This window comes from Pseudomonas sp. LAIL14HWK12:I7, assembly GCF_000483465.1.
In the GTDB taxonomy this organism is placed as follows: Bacteria; Pseudomonadota; Gammaproteobacteria; order Pseudomonadales; family Pseudomonadaceae; genus Aquipseudomonas; species Aquipseudomonas kermanshahensis.
Genome location: NZ_AXYZ01000017.1, coordinates 68,912 through 92,966 on the forward strand (window position 1 = coordinate 68,912; position 24,055 = coordinate 92,966).

A 24,055-nucleotide genomic window follows, 5' to 3' on the forward strand; every position below is an offset into this window, starting at 1 on the left:
ATAATGCCGCCCCTATGGCTAAACAAAAGAAACATCCGACCGGGACCATCGCGCAAAACAAGAAAGCGCGACACGATTACTTCATCGAACACAAGTTCGAGGCCGGGCTGGTCCTGTCCGGTTGGGAAGTAAAGAGCCTGCGGGCCGGCAAGGCGCACCTGACCGACAGCTACGTGCTGCTCAAGGATGGCGAAGCCTGGCTGTTCGGCAGCCACATCACCCCGCTGACCACGGCCAGCACCCACGTCATCGCCGACCCTATCCGCTCACGCAAGCTGCTGCTGAACAAGCGCGAGCTCGAGCGGGTGGAAGCGGCCGTGGCGCAGAAAGGCTACACCTGTGTGGCTTTGGCGCTGTACTGGAGCAAGCACCTGATCAAGTGCGAGATCGCGCTTGGCAAGGGCAAGAAGGAATTCGACAAGCGCGACACCGTGCGCGAACGCGATTCCAACCGCGAGCTGCAGCGTGCCGTGCGTAACAAGGGCAAGGAAGACTAGATCTTCTTTAGCCTGTGAGGGCCTCTTCGCGGGCAAGCCCGCTCCCACAAGGTTCTGCACATAGCCTGTGGGAGCGGGCTTGCCCCGCGAAGAGGCCCGTGCTGCAAACGCAAACCTCAGCGCCCGCTGCGCCGCTCCGCCCGCGCCACGCGCTGGGCCTCTTCGTGCGCCTCCTCCAGCACCTCCTGCACATACAAAATGTGCCGGCTGGAAACCTCCCGCGCCTCCTCCGCCCTGCCCTCGACAATCGCCAGGTACAGCTCCCGGTGCTGACTGATCAGCATGTCCCGCGTTTCAGTCCTCTGCTGATACATCCCACCGATATTGGTCACCACGTTCCGCTTTAGCAGGTCGAACAAACCGCGGATGGTATGCAGCAAGACCGCGTTATGGCTGGCCTCGGCTATCGCCAGGTGGAAACGCGCGTCAGCGGCGCCCTCCTCTGCCCGGGTCACTTCGTCAACGCGGGTGTAACAGTCCTGCAGCGTGTCAAAAGCCTCTTTCAGCCGTGCACGGTCAGGCTCGGTGGCGCGCTGGGCCGCGTAATACGCGCAGGACGCCTCGAGGGTATGGCGAAATTCGAGCAGGTCGCGCTGCGCTTCAGGGCTGTGCTCAAGCAGCTGCAACAGCGGGTCGCTGAACGTCGACCCCAGCGATTCGGCAACAAAGTTGCCACCGCCCTGGCGGCTGATCAGCAGCCCCTTGGCCACCAGCTTCTGAATCGCCTCACGCAGTGACGGGCGCGACACACCGAACTGTTCGGCCAGAACGCGCTCAGCCGGCAAGCGCTGGCCCGAGGTCAGCGTGCCTTCGAGAATCATCCCTTCCAACCGATCGACGATGTCGTCGGACAGGCGCCGTTGGCGGACCTGATCAAAAACCATCACATGCTCTCCACAAACCCCCGGCAAATTTCAGGGGGCCCTATTCTCGCCGATCCGCGCCGCGCACACACCCATCACCCTGGGTTTTTCCAAGGCCATCAGACGCCCACTCATCGGCACGCGACCAAAGTTTTGTGTCGGACAAATTGACACACCCACGACAGCGCTTTTAACCTAGCGCCCAGACATTGTAAATTGGTCTTACCAATTATCCAATGCCAGTGCTGACCAACAACAATTAGGGGTCACCCCATATGCAAACCTGGCAACAACTCTATAGCCCGCTTGGTAGTCTTGGCCTGTCCGCACTGGCGGCGGTCATCCCTATCGTGTTCTTCTTCCTCGCCCTCGCCGTGTTCCGCCTCAAAGGCCACGTCGCCGGCAGCATCACCCTCGCGCTGTCGATCCTGGTGGCGATCTTCGCCTTCCAGATGCCTGTCGACATGGCCTTCGCCGCCGCGGGTTATGGCTTCCTCTACGGCCTCTGGCCGATTGCCTGGATCATCGTTGCCGCGGTGTTCCTGTACAAACTCACGGTCAAGAGCGGCCAGTTCGAAGTGATCCGCAGCTCGGTGCTGTCGATCACCGACGACCAGCGCCTGCAAGTGCTGCTGATCGGCTTCTGCTTTGGTGCCTTCCTCGAAGGCGCGGCCGGCTTCGGCGCCCCGGTGGCCATCACTGCCGCACTGCTGGTGGGCCTGGGCTTCAACCCGCTGTACGCCGCCGGCCTGTGCCTGATCGCCAACACCGCGCCGGTCGCCTTCGGCGCGCTGGGCATCCCGATCATCGTGGCCGGCCAGGTCACCGGCATCGACGCCTTCCACATTGGCGCCATGACCGGCCGCCAACTGCCGCTGCTGTCGCTGTTCGTGCCGTTCTGGCTGGTGTTCATGATGGACGGCCTGCGCGGCGTGAAAGAAACCTGGCCCGCCGCCCTGGTCGCCGGCCTGAGCTTCGCCGTTACCCAGTACTTCACCTCGAACTTCATCGGCCCAGAGCTGCCGGACATCACCTCGGCCCTGGCCAGCCTGATCTGCCTGACCCTGTTCCTCAAAGTCTGGCAGCCCAAGCGCTCGTTCGCACAAGCCAAAGGCAGCGTCGGCGCGGCCGTCGTGCAATCCGGCGGCAGCCAGCCAAGCCCTTACAGCTTCGGCGAGATCTTCAAGGCCTGGTCGCCGTTCCTGATCCTCACCGTGCTGGTCACCATCTGGACCTTGAAGCCATTCAAGGCCGCATTCGCGCCAGGCGGTGCGATGTACAACTTCGTGTTCAACTTCGCCATCCCGCACCTTGACCAACTGGTGATCAAGACCGCGCCGATCGTTGCCGCGCCGACCGCCATGCCAGCGGTGTTCAAGCTCGACCCGATCTCCGCCACCGGCACCGCGATCTTCCTCTCGGCGCTGATCTCCATGGCAGTGCTCAAGATCAACTTCAAAACTGGTCTGACCACTTTCAAAGAGACGTTCTGGGAACTGCGTTGGCCCATCCTGTCGATCGGCATGGTGCTGGCCTTCGCCTTCGTCACCAACTACTCGGGCATGTCCTCGACCATGGCCCTGGTCCTGGCCGGCACCGGCGCCGCGTTCCCGTTCTTCTCGCCGTTCCTCGGCTGGCTGGGCGTGTTCCTGACAGGCTCGGACACCTCGTCCAACGCCCTGTTCAGCTCGCTGCAAGCCACCACCGCACACCAGATCGGGGTCAACGACACCCTGCTGGTGGCCGCCAACACCAGCGGCGGCGTGACCGGCAAGATGATCTCGCCACAATCCATCGCCGTGGCCTGCGCCGCCACCGGCCTGGTGGGCAAGGAATCCGACCTGTTCCGCTTCACCGTCAAGCACAGCCTGTTCTTCGCCACCATCGTGGGCCTGATCACCCTGATCCAGGCTTACTGGCTGACCGGCATGCTGGTTCATCACTAAAGTGAAAGGGGCCGGGCGCCACGCTGCGCCCGGCATTCCCCTCAAGCAACGCTGCGAGAATCCATGATCATTTCCGCCTCTACCGACTATCGCGCCGCGGCCCAACGCAAGCTGCCCCCCTTCCTCTTCCACTACGCCGACGGCGGCGCTTACGCCGAGCACACGTTGCGCCACAACGTCTCGGACCTGGCCAGCATCGCCCTGCGCCAGCGCGTGTTGAAGAACATGTCCGAGCTCAGCCTGGAAACCCAGCTGTTCGACGAAACCCTGAGCATGCCCGTGGCCCTGGCCCCGGTCGGCCTGACCGGCATGTACGCCCGCCGTGGCGAAGTCCAGGCCGCGCGCGCCGCCGCGGCCCACGGCATTCCGTTCACCATGTCGACGGTGTCGGTGTGCCCGATCGAGGAAGTCGCCCCGGCCATCAACCGGCCGATGTGGTTCCAGCTGTACGTGCTCAAGGACCGCGGCTTCATGCGCAATGCGCTGGAGCGGGCCAAGGCGGCCGGGGTCAAGACCCTGGTGTTCACCGTCGACATGCCCGTACCCGGCGCCCGCTACCGCGACGCCCACTCCGGCATGAGCGGCAAAAACGGGCCGATGCGCCGCGTGCTGCAAGCCATGACCCACCCTGAATGGGCGTGGGACGTCGGCGTGATGGGCCGCCCGCACGACCTCGGCAACATCTCCAAATACCGTGGCAACCCCACGGGCCTTGCCGACTACATCGGCTGGCTGGGCAACAACTTCGACCCGTCGATCTCCTGGAAAGACCTGGAGTGGATCCGCGACTTCTGGGAAGGCCCGATGATCATCAAGGGCATCCTGGATGCCGACGATGCCCGCGACGCGGTCAAGTTCGGTGCCGACGGCATCGTCGTGTCCAACCACGGCGGCCGCCAGCTCGACGGCGTGTTGTCCAGCGCCCGCGCCCTGCCGGCGATTGCCGACGCGGTGAAAGGCGACCTGAAGATTCTCGCCGACTCCGGCATCCGCAGCGGCCTCGACGTGGTGCGCATGATCGCCATGGGCGCCGACACCGTGCTGATCGGCCGCGCCTTCCTCTGGGCCCTCGCCGTGCATGGCGAAGCCGGGGTGAAGAACCTGCTCGAACTGTTCGAGAAAGAAATGCGCGTGGCCATGGTGCTGACCGGCGCCAAGTCGATCAGCGAGATCACCCGCGACTCGCTGGTCCGCGAACTGGGCGCCTGAACGCGCCCCCACGAAACACCGCCTGATTGACCGGGGCATGCGGCGCACCAGACGCCGTGGCCCCGCGAGGAGATTGCATGAGCCTGCCCGCTGCGTTCCTGCGTGATGTCGAGCGCCTGATACCTGCCGAACGCCGTTTCGATGACCCGACCTCCACCCTGGCCTTTGGCACCGATGCCAGCTTCTATCGGCTGATCCCCAAGCTGGTGGTGCGCGTCGAGTCTGAAGACGAAGTGGTCGGCCTGCTGCAGCTGGCCCAGCGCGAGCGCGTGCCGGTGACCTTCCGCGCCGCCGGCACCAGCCTGTCTGGGCAGGCCATCAGCGACTCGGTACTGATTGTGCTCGGCGACAACTGGAACGGCCGCGAGATCCGCGGCCAGGGTGAGCAAATCCGCTTGCAGCCCGGCGTCATCGGCGCCCAGGCCAACGCCTGGCTGGCCCCCTACGGCCGCAAGATCGGCCCAGACCCCGCCTCGATCAACGCCTGCAAAATCGGCGGCATCGTCGCCAACAACGCCAGCGGCATGTGCTGCGGCACTGCGCAAAACACCTATCACACCCTGGCCGGCCTGCGCCTGGTACTGGCCGACGGCACCCGCCTGGACAGCGAAGACCCGGCCAGCGTCGCGGCCTTCGAGCACAGCCATGCCGACCTGCTGGAAGCCCTGGCCCGCCTGGGCCGCGAAACCCGCGCCAACACCGAACTGGCAGACCGCATCCGCCACAAGTACCGGCTGAAGAACACCACCGGCCTGTCGCTCAATGCGCTGGTGGACTACGACCAGCCACTCGATATCCTGCAGCACTTGCTGGTTGGGTCTGAAGGCACGCTGGGCTTCATCAGCGCCGTCACCTACGACACCGTGCCAGACCACCCACACAAGGCCAGCGCCTTGCTGGTGTTCCCCAGCGTCGAGAGCTGCTGCCGCGCGGTAACCGTGCTCAAGCGCCAGCCCGTTTCCGCCGTCGAACTGCTCGACCGCCGCAGCCTGCGCTCGGTGCAAAACATGCCCGGCATGCCCCTGTGGGTAAAAGGCCTGTCAGACAATGCCTGCGCGCTGCTGATCGAATCCCGCGCCGCCAGCCAGACGCTGCTGCACGAACAACTGCACCACGTAATGGCGTCGATTGCCGATTACCCCCTGGAGCAAAAGGTCGAGTTCAGCGAAGACCCAGCGGTGTACAACCAGCTGTGGAAAATCCGCAAAGACACCTTCCCCGCCGTCGGCGCCGTGCGCCAGACCGGCACCACAGTGATCATCGAAGACGTCACCTTCCCCGTCGAGCAACTGGCCGAGGGCGTCAACCGCCTGATCCAGCTGTTCGACAAGCACCACTACGACGAGGCGATCATTTTCGGCCATGCCCTTGAGGGCAACCTGCACTTCGTCTTCACCCAGGGCTTCAACAGCGCCGAAGAAGTCGCGCGTTACCAAGCCTTCATGGACGACGTGGCCCAACTGGTGGCCGTGGAGTTCGGTGGCTCGCTGAAGGCCGAGCACGGCACCGGGCGCAACATGGCGCCGTTCGTGGAACTGGAGTGGGGCCATGACGCCTACCAGTTGATGTGGGCACTCAAACGCCTGCTCGACCCCAATGGCATCCTCAACCCCGACGTGGTGTTGAGCATCGATCCAGACATCCACCTGAAACACCTCAAGCCCCTGCCGGCTGCCGACGAAATCGTCGACAAGTGCATCGAGTGCGGCTTCTGCGAACCCGTGTGCCCCTCCAAAGGCCTGACCCTCAGCCCGCGCCAGCGCATCGTCATGTGGCGTGATATCCAGGCCAAAAAACGCGCCGGCGTCGACACCCGTGAACTGCTCAAAACCTACCAATACCAAGGCCTCGACACCTGCGCCGCCACCGGTTTGTGCGCCCAGCGCTGCCCAGTCGGCATCAACACCGGCGAGCTGGTGAAGAAGCTGCGCAGCCAGGCCGCCGAGCACGAAAAAACCGCCGACTGGCTGGCCGACCATTTCCACACGGCCTTGAGTGGCGCCCGCCTCACCCTCACCGCCGCCAACACCGCCCGCAAGCTGCTCGGCGCCCCACGCCTAAGCCGCCTGACCGCATCGCTGAGCAACGCCAGCAACGGCCGACTGCCCCAGTGGACGCCCGCCATGCCCCAGCCGCTGCGCGCCATCGACTTCGGCCCAGCGAGCAACGACGCCCGCCCCCGCGTCGTGTACCTGGCCGCCTGCGTCTCGCGCGTGATGGGCCCCGCCTATGCCGACCGCGAACAAAGCTCGCTGCTGGACAAAACCCGCGCCCTGCTGGAAAAAGCCGGTTACCAAGTCGTGTTCCCCGACAATGCCGACAGCCTCTGCTGCGGCCAACCGTTCGCCTCCAAAGGTTACCCAGAGCAGGCCGAGCACAAGCGCCAGGAACTGATCAACGCCCTGCTGCACGCCAGCCGCGGCGGCCTCGACCCGATCTACTGCGACACCAGCCCGTGCACCCTGCGCCTGGTGCAAGACCTGGGCGACACCCGCCTGGACCTGTACGACCCCGTGCGCTTCATCCGCACCCACCTGCTGGACAAACTGGAGTTCACCCCCCAGGACGAGCCGGTGGCCGTGCACGTGACCTGCAGCACCCAGCACCTAGGCGAAAGCCAAGCGCTGATCGACCTGGCGCGGCGTTGCAGCAACCAGGTGGTGATCCCGGAAGGTATTCACTGCTGCGGGTTTGCCGGTGATAAAGGCTTCACCACGCCCGAGCTCAATGCCCACGCGCTGCGCAGCCTGAAGGATGCGGTGCAGTATTGCAGCGAAGGCATTTCCACCAGCCGCACCTGCGAAATCGGGTTGTCGAGCCACAGCGGCATCGACTACCACGGCCTGGTGTACCTGGTAGACCGCGTCACCCGCCCGCGTGTTATCTGATGCCTAGCATCGGCTAGGGGTGGTGTGTGGTGTGTTCGCCAAGGCGTTTTCAGCGCCTATGAGATCGAGCGCCGCCCGCGCGGCGCATCGCGAGCAACGCTCGCTACGTTTGTTTCGGGCCAATTATTCCTGGGGCATATGCGCGCGACCGCCTTTGGTGCATGGCGCGATATCGCGTCGAATAAACAAGGCGGTCGCGCGGGCAGGCACAGGCGTGACTGGCCCGAAACAGACGTAGGAGCGAGCGTTGCTCGCGATGCGCCGCGCGGGCGGCGCTCGATCGCACAGGCGCCAAAAATGCCCTGCTAACCCACTCCTACCTCAGAGCTAACACTGCCCTTGAAAGCTGCACGCCCCCCTGTAGGAGCTGGCTTGCCTGCGATGGGTCGCACAGCGACCCCACTGGCCTCAACTGACTAACATAATGGCTCGCGCCCCAACACCAGCTCAGCCAACGCCCTACTCATCTGCACGTTATGCACCGAATTCACCAGCATGCCGATCCCCGGCTCACCGGCATTGCCGCAAATGTATTCGTCCAACGTGTCTTCAATCCCGCGCATCAGCTGAATGGCGTACAGCAACGCCTCCGGTGAAGGGACCTTGTTGTCGATGGTATAGAACGGACGTGGCGACGTTTGGCTGGGTGGATCAGGAACAATCTTCTTCATATTTCTCTCTCGTTTGATTGCATGAGGCCCCACCCATTCCCTCTCACAGGAATAGGTGGCAGCTGTACGCGGGGTGAGAGACCGGCCAAACAAGGAGGAAAACCGGCCAGGCACAAGGCCTGCCCGCGCACAGCTACCATGACGGTAAAACTCTTGAATGGAGCGGGCTCTCACACCCGATCGCCAAACCTCAGCGACCCAGGGAAACTAGCCCCAACGCCCATCATCGACAACAGAGAAACCGCTGCAGCGCCAGTAGGATAATTCCCAAACCCATCCACCACGAAGCATTTAGTTTCAAGTTCAGAATCCCCCTACAGCCGCATCATATCGCCCTGCCAGCATCCCGATTGAACCCACGCCAAACCTGCGCAGTCCACTTAACAGGCCCACCTTCCAGAGGCCTTAGAAGGAGACACCCATGAAAGGTACCGCGCTATCGGCCCTGTTCGCGGCCGCCACCTTGTTGGCATCGCCGGTGTTTGCCGCCGACGACCTCTGCACCACCAACCTGCAAAAGATCGATGACAGCATGGCCACCGCCGGCGCCACCTCCGAAGGCCTGGACAAAGCCCTGACCGAGCACGTCGACAAAGCCAAGGCCGCGCAGGCCTCGGGCGACACCAAAGAATGCATCGCCATCACCAGCAAAGTGCTGGAGCGCCTGGAAAAAACCGAGAAAGGCAGCGGCAGCGGTACATGACCCCCTGTGCGGGCGACCGGACCAGTAGTCGACGTCGCCCGCTCAATGGCGTATACTCGCCTCACGTACCGTAAGGTGCGTTAGCTAGAGCTAGTGTGGGGCCGATTAGGATTCGACGCCGGTAGCGAAACTCTAGGTGCATGCCGAGTTGGTAACAGAACTCGTAAATCCACTGTTGCAACTTTCTATAGTTGCCAATGACGAAAACTACGAGGGTTACGCTCTCGCTGCGTAAGCAGCTGAGCCCGCTCTCCTGGTAGCTTCGGCTCCAGCAATCATCAGGGGATGCCTGTAAACCCGAAATGATTGTCATACAGAACAGGATCGTCGTGTAGCACGTTGGGGGCAAAGCGACTAAAACTTACCCAACTCATCCAAAGCACCCTGCCCGTCGGGCGGCTGCGGATTAAATCAGTAGACACGGCTAAGCATGTAGTACCGACAGCGGAGTACTGGCGGACGGGGGTTCAAATCCCCCCGGCTCCACCAAATGATCAATCAAAGACGTCCACGGACGTCTTTTTTTGTGCCTGGAAGTCAGTTAAATCAAGGGTTTACTGCTATTTTGAGGGCCACAACGGTTTTTTGAGTTCCAGCCACCCCGGTATTCCCGGTGGTATTCCCGGCTACCCAGGGCTAATCTTGGGAATACCAAAAGGTGTCATGGAGCTCGTCCCATGTGCGCTCAAACAGCTCGTCTCTCCGACCGCCAGCTCAAGGCGGTCAAGCCCAAAGACAAGGACTACGTCCTCACGGATGGCGACGGCCTCCAGCTCCGAGTCCGGGTCAACCGCTCGATGCAGTGGAATTTCAACTACAGGCATCCGGTCACCAAAAATCGAATCAACATGGCGCTCGGCTCCTACCCTGAGGTCTCTCTGGCGCAAGCTCGGCGAAAAGCGGTTGAGGCTAGGGAAGTACTTGCGCAGGGGATCGACCCAAAAGCTCAGCGCAATGATGTCGCGCAGGCCAAGCTAGCCGAGACGGAACATACGTTCGAGAAAGTAGCTACCGCCTGGTTCGAGCTGAAAAAGGACTCGGTCACGCCGGCCTATGCCGAGGACATCTGGCGCTCACTCACGCTGCACGTTTTCCCAAGCATGAAATCGACTCCGATCTCGGAAGTGAGCGCACCGATGGTGATAAAGATCCTTCGCCCTATCGAAGCCAAAGGCAGCTTGGAAACGGTGAAGCGGCTTAGCCAGCGCCTCAACGAGATCATGACCTACGGGGTCAATTCGGGAATGATTTTCGCGAACCCACTCAGCGGGATTCGGGCGGTATTCAAGAAGCCGAAGAAAGAAAACATGGCGGCGCTTCCACCCGAGGAGCTTCCTGAACTCATGCTGGAAATAGCGAACGCCAGTATCAAGCGCACGACCCGTTGTCTGATCGAATGGCAGTTGCACACCATGACTCGCCCCGCCGAGGCGGCGACTACTCGCTGGGCAGACATCGACTTTGAAAGGCGTGTCTGGACCATCCCGCCAGAGCGGATGAAGAAGCGCCGACCGCACAGCATCCCGTTGAGCGATCAAGCTATGTCATTGCTGGAGATACTGAAGTCCCACAGTGGTCATCGAGAATACGTCTTCCCGGCAGACCGAAACCCTCGTACTCATGCCAATAGCCAGACCGCCAACATGGCGTTGAAACGCATGGGCTTCCAGGACCGCTTGGTCAGCCACGGCATGCGCTCGATGGCCAGCACCATATTGAATGAACATGGGTGGGACCCGGAGCTCATCGAAGTGGCGCTGGCGCACGTCGACAAGGATGAGGTGCGCAGTGCCTACAACCGAGCCGACTACATCGAGCGGCGGCGGCCGATGATGGCTTGGTGGAGCGAGTACATTCTGAAGGCGTCGACGGGCAATCTCTCGGCCAGCGCGATGAATGTGGCTAGGGATCGGAACGTAGTACCCATCCGATAGGGCGGCGACAACGGCGACACTGGCGACAGACCGCGTGCAATCTACATCCTTGCCGTCTGAGCGGATGGCGACAGTCGCCAACTCGCCTCGATTTTGGCCTCTCCGGCTAAGCCCGTGAGCATGGGGAGGCTTCGCATCCCCATGCTCACGGGCTAACACTAGAAAAGCGACAAACGGCCACTTTGCCACTGACACCCACCGACTTCCAAAGCACGCCAGAGGAGGAATCTGGCGCATTTCTATGTGCCCTTCTCCAATTGACCCGTGCCGCGGTGACCGATAGAACGAAGATTCAAAGCGCTGCCTTAGGCAGCACCCCAGATGACCAGAGCCTTCAAGGTCATGCCGCTAACCCGGTGGTTCATCCCAAAGTGCGATTCGTGCCCGGAGGCTCGCACGGTCATTCGCCAGAATGATGGACGCCCTCTAAACAATCCGCCTAGTGCGGCTGCCCGCTAACCCTTTAGCCCTGCAGCAACGAACCTGCTCGGCCAACGTTTTGCGCCAACCGTTCGCCCGTCTCTTTTTCCAGAAAAGAGACGGGCGCTCCTACCACTGCTGCAGCCCTCATCGCACAGGGCTTTGCGGCAATTCCCCTCGTGACAATCGGCGTGACAAACGCCGATGTCACCAGCAACAGCGCTGTAGATGATGGTGCCGCAGCCCAAGGAATGGACTGCACCTGACTGACAGTCAGGCATGTCCCGGTCATCGCATTGCTGCTTGCTTGTGGCTCAGGATCTCGCGGCGCTGGTCTCGTCAGCCAGTGCAGCCTCCACCCGCCCACCGGTAACGGTGCTCAGGAGGCCAGATCATGAGATGCCCTTGCTCCTGGTCGTAAAGAGCCGCCAGTCCCACGTTAGTGGACACCCTCACAGGTCGCAGGGGCCTTGATCCCTGATAACACTCAACATTCTTGGCGGGATGACGTGAGGGAGAGATCGGTAATTTATGGAGGACGGCTATGCAACTGCGCGAAGTCCAAGGGCCACCACGCCCCTTGTTGGAACAGCAGATTACGCCCCTACCCTACCCGGTCGCGGCGCTGGGCGATCTATTGGGGCCTGCCGTGGAACGCATGGCCGATGTGATCGGCGTGCCCTGCGCCATGGCCGCGCAATCTGTTCTAGCCACGGCAGCTTTGGCGAGCCAGGCGCACGCCAATGTTCACCTCGACGGCCGAATTTATCCGTTGTCGCTGTACTTGCTGACGGTGGCTTGCTCGGGTGATCGCAAAAGCGCGGTGGACCATATTGCGCTGCAGGCCGTACACGACTGGGAAAGACAGCAGTGGAACGCCTATGGCGAACAGCTCAAGGCGCACCGCGCTGCAATGAGCCTCACCGCGAAGTCACCGACCTCGAAAAAGTCAGCACAACTAACGCTGGACGCCCAACCTGAACCCGTCCAACCGAGACTCCTCAGTGCTGAGCCGACCATTGAGGGCCTGGTCAAAAGCCTGTGCCACGGCTTGCCCAGCATGGGTCTGTTCAGCGATGAAGGCGGCCAGTTTTTGGGCGGCAGCACCATGAGCAAGGACAACATGATCAAGGCCATCACTCACTTGTCGACGCTGTGGGACGGCAGCCCGATTGATCGGTCGCGCGCGATGGCAGGGGAAAGTCTGCGTGCCTATGACCGCCGTCTCAGCATGCACTTGATGCTGCAACCCCGCCTGGCCGACCGCTTGCTTCAGGACGCAGATATCAAAGACCAGGGCATCCTGGGGCGCTGCCTGATCAGTTGGCCCGAGCGTCTGGTTGGACAACGGCTGTACAAAGCCATCGACCTGACCCGAGATCCAAAGGTGCACCTGTACCAGCAACGCATTGCCGCGCTGATGCAGAAGCCTTGGTCACGCCATAAAGACGGCGGCCTCAACCCTGTAACCCTGGAGTTGAGCCCCCGCGCCCGTGAGGCCTGGATTGCCATTCACGACACCATTGAATGCGAGTCCGGGGAATTCGGCGAGCTGGTCAACGTGCAAGCTGCCGCGGGCAAAGCCGCCGCGAACGTATTACGCATGGCGGGTCTGATGGCGGTGATTGAGGAATCGACTTTATTGGAAGACATGCACATTCAGCGCGCCTCCACGCTGATGGACTACTACCTGGCCGAGAACCAACGGCTGACTGAACAGGAACCACTGAATAAGCTTCGCGCAGAGGCTGATTGCCTTCTGCGCTGGTTGATAAAGAAGAACTGGCCACCGTTTCGCCTCCGCGATATCACGCGCAACGGCCCCCGCTTTGCCCGTAAAAGCACGCGGCACACCTTCGAGTTATTGCTGCAACTGGTTGCCCATAACTGGCTGAACAATGACGGGGACATATTCGAGGTGCGCCATGTTCCGACTCAATGACGCCGTGCGCCGCTATCGGGCGCAACATTGCTCGCCGACCGAGTTACGGAGTGTCGCCGCCACTGCCACCACTTTGTCGCCACGTGCCAATCCAGATGCGGCGGGGGTTGTCGCCAGTGTCGCCGCTGTCGCCGCTCCAACATCTGAGTCAATCGACCTCGCTCGGCTTATCGAACAGTTGCAAGAAGAAGGGACTCTGCTGCAACACAGCGAAAACGCCCTTCTCGTCCGCCCAGCACACTGGGGACAGTTGGCCTGCATCGGTCCCCACTGGAAAGCCCTGCTGCTGCACCTACAAACCAACGATCAAGGTGAAAGTAATGGCGCTGGTCGGTCGGCGTGACGGTCGCAACTTTGGCTATGGTCGCCAACTGAGCTATGCCGGGCGGCAGGCACTCGAGGATATGTTCGCAGGCGGCCACTTCGCCACCGTGAAAGCACACAGCGATCGCTGGCAAGCCTTCGTGCGCTGGTGCCGGTCAGAGAACGGCCCCGGTTACAACGATGCGCGCCAGATTGATCGACATACGCTGGAGGATTACGTCGCATACCTGCGCCAGCAGATCCAGCAAGGCGAGCTGTGTATCGCCACCGCGCAAAACCGCCTGAGCAGCGTTAACCGCACCCTTGCTGCGCTGCGCGGTGATCAGGATGTGAGGATCGCCAGCCCGAGTCAGGCGTTGGGACAGCAGCGCTCGAGCGTACGCACTCGCGCGCCGGATGGCCAAGATCACCAACAGGTGCGGCGACTGGCTGAGGTGCTTGGAGAACAGCAACACGATCGGGTGGCCGCCATAGTCCTTTTAGCTCGAGCAACCGGCATGCGCCTGCGCGAAGCGATCCTGGCTGACCTGCCACGCTTACACCGCGAAGCCGAACGCTTAGGCCGCATCAACATCCAAGACGGCACCAAAGGAGGCCGTTCAGGCTCATCAGCGCCGCGATGGGTGGTGGCCAATGAAGCGGTGAAAGCGGCCCTACAGTTGGTTCGTCAGGCATCGCCGACCGGCAGCCGCAACTTGCTGGCCCGAGACGAAAGCTACGCCATATTTCTGCACCAAAAAGTGCTCTCCGCCCGCAAAACGCTGCATGCACACGGGCTGAAGGGTTTTCATGAACTGCGCGCAGCCTATGCCTGCGAACGGTACGAGCAGCTCACGGGCCACGCCGCACCGGTCAATGGCGGCCACTGCTATCGCATTGACCGCGGCCTTGATCAACTGGCGCGCCAACAGATCAGCCTTGAGCTTGGGCATAACCGGATCGATGTGGTATCGGCCTACATTGGCGGGAGAACATGAGCAAACCCTTCGATATGACGCTGTTCCTGAGCGGCGTACTGACCGGCTCAAAGGCCACGGAGCAACGTCACCTACGCCAAGCACGAGTCATGCAAGCAGCCATTCAACAGCGATGGCAACGCGATAATCCCTGGACCTGGCAGCTCAAGCATGTGCGCTGGTTTCTCACTCAGCACCTGAAAGACCATTCCGACGCCACCCGGTATTACTATCGACTCACCGCCCTATTGATCTGGAAGCGATTAGGGAGCGGCCGAGGATTGCTGATCTGACGCTCGAATCGAGGGTAGGCAGTCCATCAATAAATCTATCCCCCCTTTCACCTCGCCCGTACAGATTCTTTAAAGGCCCATCGACTGAATCATCTCACCTTCACTGACCGACTCCGGCGTCACAACAGCATCCTTGAGCATCAGTTTTCCGCGCAACAAGCGGTCAAGGTGCACATCGAATGAATCAAACTGGGGATGAGTGACAGCAGGCAGGTGAATGAATACCGGTTTGGTCTGGCCGATCCGGTAAATCCGGTCAGATGCCTGTGCCTCTTTGGCCGGGTTCCAGTGGCGCTCCAGATGCACCACATGATTGGCCCCAATCACGGTCAGACCGACCCCCGCAGCGACTGGCGACATGATCAGTACATTGAAACCGCTGTGGGCTTCAAATTCGGCAATCAGCCGCTTGCGCGTCATGTCTTCCGCACGTGTCGCGACCGCTTTGGTATCGCCATTGATCACAGATACATTCAAGCCATAGATCTGGTCCAGCCAGAGCTTGAGGACTCGCTGCAGACGCTTGGTCATCATGAATAAAATGACCTTTTCACCCATGCTACGGATCTCATCGAGCAACTGCAGCATCACCGCCAGCTTGCCGGACTCCATCATCAGTTGCCGCGCTTGCTTGCCGTCCTCGCTGTACAGCGCCGGCTCATTCTCCAGGCGTGGGTGCAGGGAAATCGAGCGCAGCTGAGTCAATGCCGCCAGTGCGGTACCCCGCATATCCTCAGCACTCGCACGTCGCGCCCGGTAGCTGTTGAGGACTTCATCGTAGATCTGTAACTGGTTGCCTTTCATCACCACACCCAACTGCGTCGCATGCCGTTGCAGGCCTTGATCAGCTTGCTCGACACCACTGAGAATGGTCTTGGTTGGCAGGCCCTTGAGCTGATCCTCTTTCCCCCGCCGCAGCATGAATATGCCAACCGCACGCCGCAGCTGCTCGCCTAAATACGCCCGGACCTCATCTCGCTCATCATCGCTGGCAGCCAGGATCGGCTTGATCCAGGTATCGCGGAAGTTTTCCCAGCCCCCCAGTAAACCGGGCTGCACCGTATGCATCAGGCACCAGAAGTCGCCCAGGCTGTTTTCTACCGGCGTGCCGGTTGCCAGCAGTTTGAAATCCGCCTTGAGCCCTTTGGCCGCAATAGTCTGTAGCGCATTGGGGTTCTTGATGTTCTGCGCCTCGTCGAAGATGACCATGCCCCAGTCGATACGGCACAGAGAGAACTGATAATCGCGCAGGGTCTGGTAGGTCGTCAGTACCAAGCGGCGATCCATATCCAGACGATGCACACCAGCTTCCGGCCCTACATGCAGCGCATAGCGAATGCTCTGCTCATCCATCATGCCACTGCTGTCATCGATCATAGACGCCAACTGCACCGATTCGCGCTCAGCACCGTTGACGCGATAGTCGCGCAGACTCCGCCCCGACTGCAGCACCACCACATCGCGGAACGGAATGCCGGCGAAAGTCTTGCCGACTTCATCCTCCCAGTTTTCCAGAAGGCTCAGCGGCGCCACCACCAGAACTGGTTTCTGTGGCTTGTCAGCCGCGCGCTGACTGGCCAGATATTCCCCGACCGTAACCAGCGACATGTAGGTCTTGCCGAGGCCCATGTCATCAGCCAACAGACCACCCTGCAGGCGATACAGGTCATCCGCTTCATCCTGCAACGCAGCGCCCATCAGTTTCAACATCCACTCGATCCCCTCACGCTGATGAGGGAACGGCTGCCGGGCATAAACCGACCAGTCGGGCACAGTCAACGGCGTTGCAGCAGCCGCCTTGTGCAACAGTGCAGAATTTATCTCGTCGGCATCCTTGAGAATGACCCCGACCTTTTCCTTGCCTTCCGGGGGCTCGTACTCCTCGTCACGCGATTCGATATCGCTGACCGGGTGCATGTTCTGGCGAGCCTTGGCCAGCTCCTGCTGAACGGCCGGGGCATCAGAGATATCGATCACCTCGCCAGCAAACGCCACACTCGTCGCGTCCTGCTCATTAGCCGCCTGCAGTACCGCTTCGAAGCGCTGCAAATCCTCGGGAGACTGAATCAGCTTGCCCAGAATTGCGGCAGGTGCCGGGCGCTTGTCCAGTGCAAACCAGTCATTCTTGGTTGCATCCAGTGCGCCGAAATCCATGTGCTGAAGCTTGCCGATACCCGCAACCCGGGCGGAGAAACCCACCTCCAGATTGACCAGCGCAGCATCAAGAAACGCCGTTGGCGTCGCAATAAACTCATTAACCTGATCAGCGGGGATACGCTTGTTCGCCAGCACATTGCGGATGCCGTCCATACGCGCCTGATCCAGCAACAGCACGCGATTGTCGATGCGCAGCACGCCACCATCGGCCGACATGTCCAGCTGCGACCAGCGCTTCTCCAACTGGTCAGGCCCCGAGCCATCCCCCAGGCTCGGGCAGAGCTGAAGGCTGCCATCCGGCAGACGCGTAGCGATAACCCCGACGTTCTCCGGCACCACCACGTCAAGCCGCTCGAAGTGGCTCAGATCAATGCGCATGCCGCTGCGTGCAGCGGTCTGCAACTCCGCCATCAGGCGCAGATTCGCCGCCTCGCCGCGCTGCTCAGGAGCTAACGCCTCATGCCGCTCCCAAGCCTGCAAACCCATCATTTCAGCAGGCGTCAGCCAGTAGCACTCACTGCTGGTCAGGTACAGATAGGGGCCTTTGCGTGTAAAGCTGGCAGCGCCATCCGGCATTTCCAGGGTGATCGCCACACGAAAACCACTGTTGCCTGTGCGTCCACTGATCGAGGTCAGAAAGCGCCCCGGCAAGCGCCTTGGCAAGCGCAGGATTTCCGCCTGCTCAAGGTCCATCCCCGAAACATCTTCGGCACCGATGTGGAAACCGTTAGCGGTGGTTTCAGCAATGCCCTGCTCAGTCAGCATGTTGAACACGATCAACTGTACTTTTGCCAGCGCACTACCCTGCCCAGTTTGCAACGCCTGGAAGGCCGGCATGGGCATGAAGAAGTTCAAGCCATTGGAGTCCGGTTGCGACTGAAAACCCTGCTGGGTACTCAACGCGCCATCCCGCTCACCGATGAGCGAGCGGAAAATATCCATCAACCTCATCTATTCGGCCCCTTCATGTTCATCCAACGCCTCAAGCGCGAGACGTGCTGCCTCATTCACCGTCCAGCCGTACTGCTCATCACGCACGCACATGTCCTTCAATGGGCCATACAAGATCTGATTGATTTCTCGCGTATCGACATCGAAAACATTCGCGGCATAGCGGACTTTATCGCCCGGGTTGTCCACGAAGTAGCGCAGTATTTTCAGAGCCGAGGGTTTCAACCCTGCCAGCAGCCCTTCGTTTACCACCATCTGAGGAGCCGCAGCAGCATTCACTTCTCCAGAACTTACAGAGCGCGACACTACGGGATCATGCTGTTGAGTACCTTGCCCTACCGAAGAAGATGGAGCAGAAGTTACAGCACGTGGAGCCACTGGATCTTGTGCAGGAGTAGATCTGGAATCTCTCGTTGCCTGTGAGACAGGCGAAGGCCCCTGAGGCTCTGACATCGTTTGAATTGCCTGACCAGTAGCTGAGCCCCGTGGCTCACTTAGTAGAAAATCCGGAGCTTCTGCTAACTTGGACTTCGGTACTACGGTGCGAGTAGAGTTAACTACAGGCATGCCATAACGCCGTAGATATGCTTGATAATCAGAACGACTTAGCAATCTTTCGAGATCGAGAGAAATACCGTTTTCCGCCAAGAAAGTGAAAACCTTGTTCTGCCATACCATAGGATGATGTGAGTATGAGACATAAGGCAGACCAGGATAACTACGCTCATACTCCAACGGAACAACCTTAGTAAGATCGGCATCACTAAATACATTTTTATCAAAAGACCTCAACAACTCACTCGGCAGAGCAAGGTAAACCCATATCTTAAAACTATGAGAGCCTTGAACAAGGTGAAATGCACCGCAATCCATATAAATAACGGCTTTATCGTGCATCCGCCCTTCCATTCGAGCAAAGCTTGTTTTTACCTCAGACCCAAGAATTTTCCTGACGGTATCCTGCGCCTTATTACCCAACATCAAACGCGCATTAACAATAAGCTTCTGCTCAAACAACCCTTCAATAAATCTTTTACGAGCAGGAAACATACGCTGCAATTCTAAATTCTGAGTTTCAATCCCGTATTCCTCAACTGCACTCAGGAATAGTCGCAAATCCTCCTTGACCAACCAGCCCCGAACCTTCTGCACCCGCTCCTCACCGAGGAACTGCCACCACTCACGGTAATTGGGCGAATTGCGGGCAATCCGCGGATCCCCCGCCAGATTAAGGATGAAGTTCAACCAGGCATCGCCCGGTTCCTGCCCAACGCGGTCGATCAAAATCTCCAGCGCGATATGGCCGATTCGCCGCTCGCCCTCGTAGGGCGCCTTGGCCACAGAGGGTTTCTGCAGTTCGTCCAGCACCGGGTCATACTCACCGGGCGAAAGCCCTCGCAGGGTCTCCAGGTAGAAGTGCGCCCGGCAGATATCGCCATAGCGCCCATCGTCAAAGCCCTGAAGACCCAGAGCCTCAAAGGTTGCACTCAGCTCATGGCCGCTGTCGCGAACCTGCTCGACCAGTTGTACCGGACCGTAAAGCGGCAACAACCAATGTCCATCACGCTTGAGGGTTAACAGCGGATCGGCTTGCGGCCCGCTGCCTCTGGGTTCAGGCAACAATTGCAGTTGCTGCTGCAAAACCTGCTCAAGCTTCTCACGCAGCCCCTCGTGCTCGTCCAGCTTGTCGAAGCGACGGAAGTAGAACTGCGCCAGTTGCTGCAGAGTAATGCGCGTCAGCCTCGGCTGCTGCGCCTCCACCAGCACAGTGAGCAAGCGGACACTGAACAGGCGCCTGCCGATAATCTCGTCGTTCAACCACAACCAGGTCAGCGCTCGCGCAGTAAGCCGGCGTTTGAGCAACGCCGGCAAGCCATCAAAACGCCCGGTGCTGGCCATATCGCGCAAACGCGCCAGCATTGCCTCGAACGCATCACCCTGCCCTGTCGCTGCCGCCATCCTGGCCCCCTTTTCGATCAGAGTCTGCCAGACTTCAATTGTCCTGGCAGGCCACTCGACCACGGGCATATGCAGCGGGGGCAACTTCACGGCTGCACCTCTTCCAGGCGCTCACGCACCTGCTCGTACTGAGCGCTGTCCGGGCGGCGAATGGTGAAGCGGATGTCAATACGGCGGTTACGCTTGAAGTCTTCTTCCGCCTGCTGGTCTACCACCACCGGCCGGGTTTCACCGTAACCACTGACCGAGAACAGCGGCTTGCCATCCTTGTTGTTCAGGCTGGCCAGTTGCTCATCACCCGGCAGGGCAGCGCCCCAGAACTGCCACAAAGAGATGGCGCGGAAGGTTGAGAGCCCCCAGTTGCCTTTGCCCATAAACCCCGGGAAGGGTCGATTGTCGGTATGGCCCTCGATGAAGATGGTATCGAGATACTCAATCCTGTCATCACGGGCGATCACCTCATGGATCACCTTGCCAATCTCCAGCGCACGTTCCTGGTAAGCGGCATGAATGTCATAGGCGCCGCTGTCGAACCCGAGCAGATCGTTGGGGATACTCAGCACCGTATGATTTTCGCTGACCTCGACCTTGATGCCGCGACGGCGCAGGGCCTCAACCGCTTCATCAAGAATGGTGCGGCGCACCTGCTCGGCCTTTTTGAGTTCAACGATTTCTTCCTCGAACTGAACCTGCCGCTCCTTCAGCTCCTGCTGAATCTCCATCAACTGCAGGATCAGAATCACCGAGGCCAGAATGAAGATCACCAGCAGCGCCGACATGATGTCCGAGAAGGACATCCAGTACGGATTCTCCTCGTCGACGCTGACCTCTTTGGCTTTGCCCAGACGCATCAGCGTGCCTCCAGCTCATCCAGAATGCTGCTCATGTTCTGCACGATGCGGTGCATCTGATCCGCATAGTTCTGCGAGACCTCATTCCACTTGTTCATGCGGTCATCCGTCTGCACGCGCACCTCACCGGCATAGCTACGCAGCCATTCCTCAGCCTGCTTCTCAACCGCCTCGACCTGCTCACGCAGCGCCACGCCCAGTGACGTAAATTCATGGCGCACCCCGGCGAGAAATTCCTGCTGGATCGTTTTCATCTCGCCAAAGCCGTTACGCGCCTCGCTGGCAGCCTGCTCGAAGCGCTGCGCACCTTCCAGCAGGGAGCCCTGCAACTGCGCCAAGGTCGTCGCCTGCTGCTGCAGCTGGCCGGCCAGTTCGGCGTTCTGTCCACCCGCCTGCTCGATGCGTGCCGTCACCTGCTCCAGGCGCTGGCCCAACAGCTCGGCGGCCGAGCGCACGTTGGCCGATAGCAAGCCAAGCTGGTTAGCACTGCTGTCCATATGCTTGCTACTCTGCGCTGCCGCCTCGGTGGCCTGCTTGAGCTGGCCGAGCAACTGCTGGTGCTGCTCCGCCATCAGCCGGCTCTGCTGCTGAGTGGCCTGCACGGCAATGGCCAAACCGGCCAGCAGCTCCTGCTGCTGCAGGGTAACCTGCTCCAACTGCTGCTGGAAGCGCTGCTGCCGCGCCTGCTCGCGGGCCTCGGCTTGCTCGCCCTGGGTGCTGAACTGCGTGGTCAGGCCACCCAGCAGCTTGTCCACGGTGCTCTGTAATTCACGTTGTTGCTGCGCCGCCGCCTCGTTGAGTGCGCTGATCTGCTGCTGACTGCTCTGCCCCAGGCTACCCAGCATCTGCTGCTGGCGTTCGAGCAGCTCGGCCTGTTGCTGCTCATGCCGCTGGCTACGCGCCTGCTCACGCTGCTCGGCCGCGCCCATCTGCGTATCGAGTTGAGTGTTGAGGCTCATCATCAAACGGGAGAACACCTTCTCCAGATTGTTGTGACGCTCGTTGCCGGCCTCGGCCATCGCCTGCATCTGCTCACGGGTCGAATGGGAGAATTGCTCCAGCATCGCCGTCTGGCTGCTGCTGGCCTGGCCCAGTACCCGCTCGAACAGCGCCTGGCGCTCCTCGTCGCGCTGCTGCGCCACACCCAGCTGATTCTGTAGCTGACCACTCAGGCCCGCCATCAACTCGCTGAAGCGCTGCTCCATCTGCGCCTGACGATCATCAGCAGAACCGCTAATGCGCTGCAATTGCGCCTCGAAGGCCGAGCTTTGCTGCTGCGCCACCGACATCTGCTGGCTCTGCTGCTCGCTGAGGGTGCTGAACAACTGATTCAGCTGCTCGCTCATGCCACTCACGGCGGCATTCACATTAGCCGCTGCCTGCTGCATCTGCTGGCCCTGCTCACGGCCAACCGAGGTCATGCCTTCCATAAAGTTGCCTACCAGGCTTTCCAGCACCTGAGTGGACTGCTGGCTGGTGGTGCTGACCAAGGTCTGAATGGCCGGCGCCATGATGTTGTTCAGGGCATCAGTGAGTGCGGTCTGCATCGCCTCGTTCATGCCGGTCAGGGTTTCCTGCAGGCGCTCGCCGATGCGCTCGTGCAGCTCCTGCAGCGCCTCCTTGCTCTCCTTGCCGTATTCGGCGATGTGCACCAACGACTGCTCGGCGGGAATGCGCGGATACAGCGCATCCACATCGTGCTGCAGCGCTTGAATCCCCTGCAGCGCCGCACGCTCGAACATCTTCTCGATGAAGTTGAGCAACAGGCTGAACAGCACACCCCAGACCGACGTCATAAAGGCCACGGCAGCACCGGAGATCAGCTTGTTGATCCCGCCCTTGAGCGCTTCGATCTCGCCCGTACTGCCAACCAGCCCTTCCAGACCAACGGTCAGACCGACGAAGGTGCCCAGCACGCCGATGGCCACCAGAAAGCTTGGCGCTGCCGCCAGCAAACGGCTGGCCGTCAAACCACCAGCCAGCGTACGCGGGTTGAAGAAGTGCTCGGCATCCAGCGTGTTGAACAGCTGCTTCTGATCCGAGGACAGCACTAGGCTTTCGTCGAATTCACGCCAGAGCATGCCTACATTCGGCGCCTTGAGCTCACCCGCCCTCTGGAGGGTTTCCCGGCGGTTCTGCGCTAGCGTCTCCTTGCTCTGCCCTTCCAGCAGCGAGTGCAGAGCCTGCATCCGCGCGCTGAAGCGGCGGTAATGCACCACCAGCGCCCAAAAGGAAAAAACAAAGACAAGCGCAGTGGCCGACCAGAACCAGGCACTGATGCCATTGGGGTTGGCGCTGAACATATGGGCGAAATCGGGGATCAGGTGTTGCAGCAGATCCAGCATGGTGGTGTATCCAGTGAAGACTAACGGTTAAGAAGAAATGCCTGGCAGGGCATCGCGCTACTGGGCGAAGCGCTCCTTGAGCCGCTCCACCGTCCAGCGCCATTTCGGCGTGGTCGGGCGGCAGATAGTGTTCTGGTTGCCGAACAGGCCGACTTCCCGCACGGCCTCATTGAGCGGCAGGCTGTACAGCCACTCGACGGGCACGAAGTATTCGCAGCGCTGCGGGTCATCGACATAGGCGCGGTGGTAGTCGGCTTGCAGCAGCTCCAGTGCCGGGCGCTCGACGCCACCCTCGCTGAGGCAGAAGTCCTTGGCCGCCGTGGCGTGGCCGGTTACGCGGGCGACGCCGACATAGCCAGCGCCGGGTACGTTGACCCACAGGCGGTCGCCCGGGCCGACCAGTTTCAGGCTGTTGCTGTACCAACTGCCGCCGCCACCGCAGACAAAACCGTAACGCCGAGCCTCGGCCCAGTCGCGCGTGCTGCTATGGCCGAACGAGGCGTAGAACTCGCCATTCCAGGGTTCGGCCGGCATGCCGGGCTTGCTGACGCTGCTGGCCTGCGGCGCTTCGCTGGGGTCGAGCAGCCAGGCGCGGCTGATCAGTTGCTGCTCACCCAGTTGGAACACCTGGAAGCACAGCACGTTTATAGCGATATCGCGCTCGCTCAGGTAGCCGATGATGCGCTCGCTGCTGGCATCCAGCTCGGCGGCGACGATGACAATCTGATGGCTCTGGTTCAGTGCCTCAGCCTCCAACGGCGCGCCGAAGCGCGCCTGAAAGTCCACCGCCAGGTCGGCGCCGGGTTTGAAGCGTTGGTAAATGGCCTCGATCTCGTTGGCCTGCAAGCGCTCCACCCACACCGCATAGTCCAGCGCCTGCGCCACCACCTCACGCGGGGTGCGCTCGCGCTTGAGCTCGATCAGCACCAGCGAAGCATCTGGCGCCAGCGCCAGCAGGTCGATACGCCCGCCCTGGCCTGTGCTTTCCTGCCGACCGATCAGCAGCCAGTCCTCGGAGAGCAGCGTCGGGGCGCTGACGATCATGTCTTCCAGAAACTGCTCGCTGGCCAGCACGGCATTTTTCAGCGGCGCGGGCTGTGCGCCGACGGTCCAGATCTGAGTGCGAATGGGCATCCGTGCGCTCCT

At 60.8% G+C, this 24,055-nt stretch carries 17 protein-coding genes and 1 other RNA gene; 11 read left to right on the forward strand and 7 right to left on the reverse strand.

The features are described 5' to 3' along the window. The first annotated feature begins 14 nt into the window (after window positions 1–14). Window positions 15–497, forward strand: coding sequence for an SsrA-binding protein SmpB (smpB, locus tag D886_RS0116985; protein WP_012312633.1), 483 nt, complete (start codon window positions 15–17; stop codon window positions 495–497). Window positions 498–613: 116 nt separating this feature from the next. Here smpB and D886_RS0116990 read toward each other — a convergent pair whose 3' ends face one another. Further along, window positions 614–1,381, reverse strand: a complete 768-nt coding sequence (locus D886_RS0116990) for an FCD domain-containing protein (RefSeq protein ID WP_027595045.1) — start codon at window positions 1,379–1,381, stop codon at window positions 614–616. 254 nt (window positions 1,382–1,635) lie between these two features. Here D886_RS0116990 and D886_RS0116995 point away from each other — a divergent pair, with 254 nt between their 5' ends. The 3 genes from D886_RS0116995 (at window position 1,636) to D886_RS0117005 (ending at window position 7,403) form a co-directional block, all read left to right on the forward strand. After that, complete coding sequence (locus D886_RS0116995) at window positions 1,636–3,306, forward strand: lactate permease LctP family transporter (protein ID WP_027595046.1); 1,671 nt, start codon at window positions 1,636–1,638, stop codon at window positions 3,304–3,306. A gap of 63 nt (window positions 3,307–3,369) precedes the next feature. Further along, window positions 3,370–4,515, forward strand: a complete 1,146-nt coding sequence (gene lldD, locus D886_RS0117000) for an FMN-dependent L-lactate dehydrogenase LldD (RefSeq protein WP_027595047.1) — start codon at window positions 3,370–3,372, stop codon at window positions 4,513–4,515. Window positions 4,516–4,592: 77 nt separating this feature from the next. Continuing rightward, a complete protein-coding gene (locus tag D886_RS0117005; RefSeq protein WP_027595048.1) occupies window positions 4,593–7,403 on the forward strand; it encodes an FAD-binding and (Fe-S)-binding domain-containing protein in 2,811 nt (936 codons plus the stop codon). 416 nt (window positions 7,404–7,819) lie between these two features. Here the strand turns inward: D886_RS0117005 and D886_RS0117010 are convergent, their stop codons facing one another. After that, window positions 7,820–8,074, reverse strand: a complete 255-nt coding sequence (locus D886_RS0117010) for a hypothetical protein (RefSeq protein ID WP_027595049.1) — start codon at window positions 8,072–8,074, stop codon at window positions 7,820–7,822. Between the two features lie 421 nt (window positions 8,075–8,495). Here D886_RS0117010 and D886_RS0117015 point away from each other — a divergent pair, with 421 nt between their 5' ends. The 7 genes from D886_RS0117015 to D886_RS0117040 all read left to right on the forward strand — a co-directional run bounded on the left by D886_RS0117015 (window position 8,496) and on the right by D886_RS0117040 (window position 14,646). Next, window positions 8,496–8,777: a hypothetical protein gene (locus D886_RS0117015; RefSeq protein WP_027595050.1), complete on the forward strand. Its 282-nt coding sequence runs from the start codon at window positions 8,496–8,498 to the stop codon at window positions 8,775–8,777. A 97-nt stretch (window positions 8,778–8,874) separates the two neighbouring features. Beyond that, window positions 8,875–9,266, forward strand: a transfer-messenger RNA (tmRNA) gene (ssrA, locus tag D886_RS27910). 188 nt (window positions 9,267–9,454) lie between these two features. Beyond that, complete coding sequence (locus tag D886_RS0117020; RefSeq protein ID WP_027595051.1) at window positions 9,455–10,711, forward strand: integrase domain-containing protein; 1,257 nt, start codon at window positions 9,455–9,457, stop codon at window positions 10,709–10,711. Between the two features lie 964 nt (window positions 10,712–11,675). Further along, entirely contained in the window at window positions 11,676–13,073 is a 1,398-nt protein-coding gene (locus D886_RS0117025; RefSeq protein WP_027595052.1) for a YfjI family protein, read from the forward strand. Continuing rightward, window positions 13,057–13,416 carry a hypothetical protein gene (locus tag D886_RS27915; RefSeq protein ID WP_081717512.1) on the forward strand — a complete coding sequence of 120 codons (360 nt, stop codon included), beginning with the start codon at window positions 13,057–13,059 and terminating at the stop codon, window positions 13,414–13,416. The genes D886_RS0117025 and D886_RS27915 overlap by 17 nt, the downstream gene beginning before the upstream one ends. After that, on the forward strand, window positions 13,394–14,374 hold the full coding sequence (locus D886_RS0117035) for an integrase domain-containing protein (RefSeq protein ID WP_027595053.1): 981 nt from the start codon (window positions 13,394–13,396) through the stop codon (window positions 14,372–14,374). Before D886_RS27915 ends, D886_RS0117035 begins: the two co-directional genes overlap by 23 nt. Continuing rightward, window positions 14,371–14,646, forward strand: a complete 276-nt coding sequence (locus tag D886_RS0117040; RefSeq protein ID WP_027595054.1) for a hypothetical protein — start codon at window positions 14,371–14,373, stop codon at window positions 14,644–14,646. The genes D886_RS0117035 and D886_RS0117040 overlap by 4 nt, the downstream gene beginning before the upstream one ends. 69 nt (window positions 14,647–14,715) lie before the next feature. On the opposite strand, the gene D886_RS0117045 is transcribed toward D886_RS0117040, so the two are convergent. From D886_RS0117045 to D886_RS0117065, 5 genes are read right to left on the reverse strand one after another with little or no spacing between them, the layout of a single operon-like run. After that, the gene (locus D886_RS0117045; protein WP_027595055.1) at window positions 14,716–17,754 is read right to left on the reverse strand and encodes a DEAD/DEAH box helicase; all 3,039 of its coding nucleotides are present in this window, start codon (window positions 17,752–17,754) and stop codon (window positions 14,716–14,718) included. Beyond that, complete coding sequence (locus D886_RS0117050) at window positions 17,755–19,803, reverse strand: EH signature domain-containing protein (protein WP_027595056.1); 2,049 nt, start codon at window positions 19,801–19,803, stop codon at window positions 17,755–17,757. It lies immediately after the preceding gene. Further along, the gene (locus D886_RS0117055; RefSeq protein WP_003249891.1) at window positions 19,800–20,564 is read right to left on the reverse strand and encodes an OmpA family protein; all 765 of its coding nucleotides are present in this window, start codon (window positions 20,562–20,564) and stop codon (window positions 19,800–19,802) included. Before D886_RS0117055 ends, D886_RS0117050 begins: the two co-directional genes overlap by 4 nt. Beyond that, the gene (zorA, locus tag D886_RS0117060) at window positions 20,564–22,909 is read right to left on the reverse strand and encodes an anti-phage ZorAB system protein ZorA (protein WP_027595057.1); all 2,346 of its coding nucleotides are present in this window, start codon (window positions 22,907–22,909) and stop codon (window positions 20,564–20,566) included. The genes D886_RS0117055 and zorA overlap by 1 nt, the downstream gene beginning before the upstream one ends. A 57-nt stretch (window positions 22,910–22,966) precedes the next feature. Then, window positions 22,967–24,043, reverse strand: coding sequence for an endonuclease NucS domain-containing protein (locus tag D886_RS0117065; RefSeq protein WP_027595058.1), 1,077 nt, complete (start codon window positions 24,041–24,043; stop codon window positions 22,967–22,969). Window positions 24,044–24,055: the final 12 nt, after the last annotated feature.

Coding starts and splice junctions, on each gene's coding strand:
- smpB (WP_012312633.1), top strand. CDS start 15: ATGGCTAAACAAAAGAAACATCCGACCGGGACCATCGCGCAAAACAAG.
- D886_RS0116990 (WP_027595045.1), bottom strand. CDS start 1,381: ATGGTTTTTGATCAGGTCCGCCAACGGCGCCTGTCCGACGACATCGTC.
- D886_RS0116995 (WP_027595046.1), top strand. CDS start 1,636: ATGCAAACCTGGCAACAACTCTATAGCCCGCTTGGTAGTCTTGGCCTG.
- lldD (WP_027595047.1), top strand. CDS start 3,370: ATGATCATTTCCGCCTCTACCGACTATCGCGCCGCGGCCCAACGCAAG.
- D886_RS0117005 (WP_027595048.1), top strand. CDS start 4,593: ATGAGCCTGCCCGCTGCGTTCCTGCGTGATGTCGAGCGCCTGATACCT.
- D886_RS0117010 (WP_027595049.1), bottom strand. CDS start 8,074: ATGAAGAAGATTGTTCCTGATCCACCCAGCCAAACGTCGCCACGTCCG.
- D886_RS0117015 (WP_027595050.1), top strand. CDS start 8,496: ATGAAAGGTACCGCGCTATCGGCCCTGTTCGCGGCCGCCACCTTGTTG.
- D886_RS0117020 (WP_027595051.1), top strand. CDS start 9,455: ATGTGCGCTCAAACAGCTCGTCTCTCCGACCGCCAGCTCAAGGCGGTC.
- D886_RS0117025 (WP_027595052.1), top strand. CDS start 11,676: ATGCAACTGCGCGAAGTCCAAGGGCCACCACGCCCCTTGTTGGAACAG.
- D886_RS27915 (WP_081717512.1), top strand. CDS start 13,057: ATGTTCCGACTCAATGACGCCGTGCGCCGCTATCGGGCGCAACATTGC.
- D886_RS0117035 (WP_027595053.1), top strand. CDS start 13,394: ATGGCGCTGGTCGGTCGGCGTGACGGTCGCAACTTTGGCTATGGTCGC.
- D886_RS0117040 (WP_027595054.1), top strand. CDS start 14,371: ATGAGCAAACCCTTCGATATGACGCTGTTCCTGAGCGGCGTACTGACC.
- D886_RS0117045 (WP_027595055.1), bottom strand. CDS start 17,754: ATGAGGTTGATGGATATTTTCCGCTCGCTCATCGGTGAGCGGGATGGC.
- D886_RS0117055 (WP_003249891.1), bottom strand. CDS start 20,564: ATGCGTCTGGGCAAAGCCAAAGAGGTCAGCGTCGACGAGGAGAATCCG.
- zorA (WP_027595057.1), bottom strand. CDS start 22,909: ATGCTGGATCTGCTGCAACACCTGATCCCCGATTTCGCCCATATGTTC.
- D886_RS0117065 (WP_027595058.1), bottom strand. CDS start 24,043: ATGCCCATTCGCACTCAGATCTGGACCGTCGGCGCACAGCCCGCGCCG.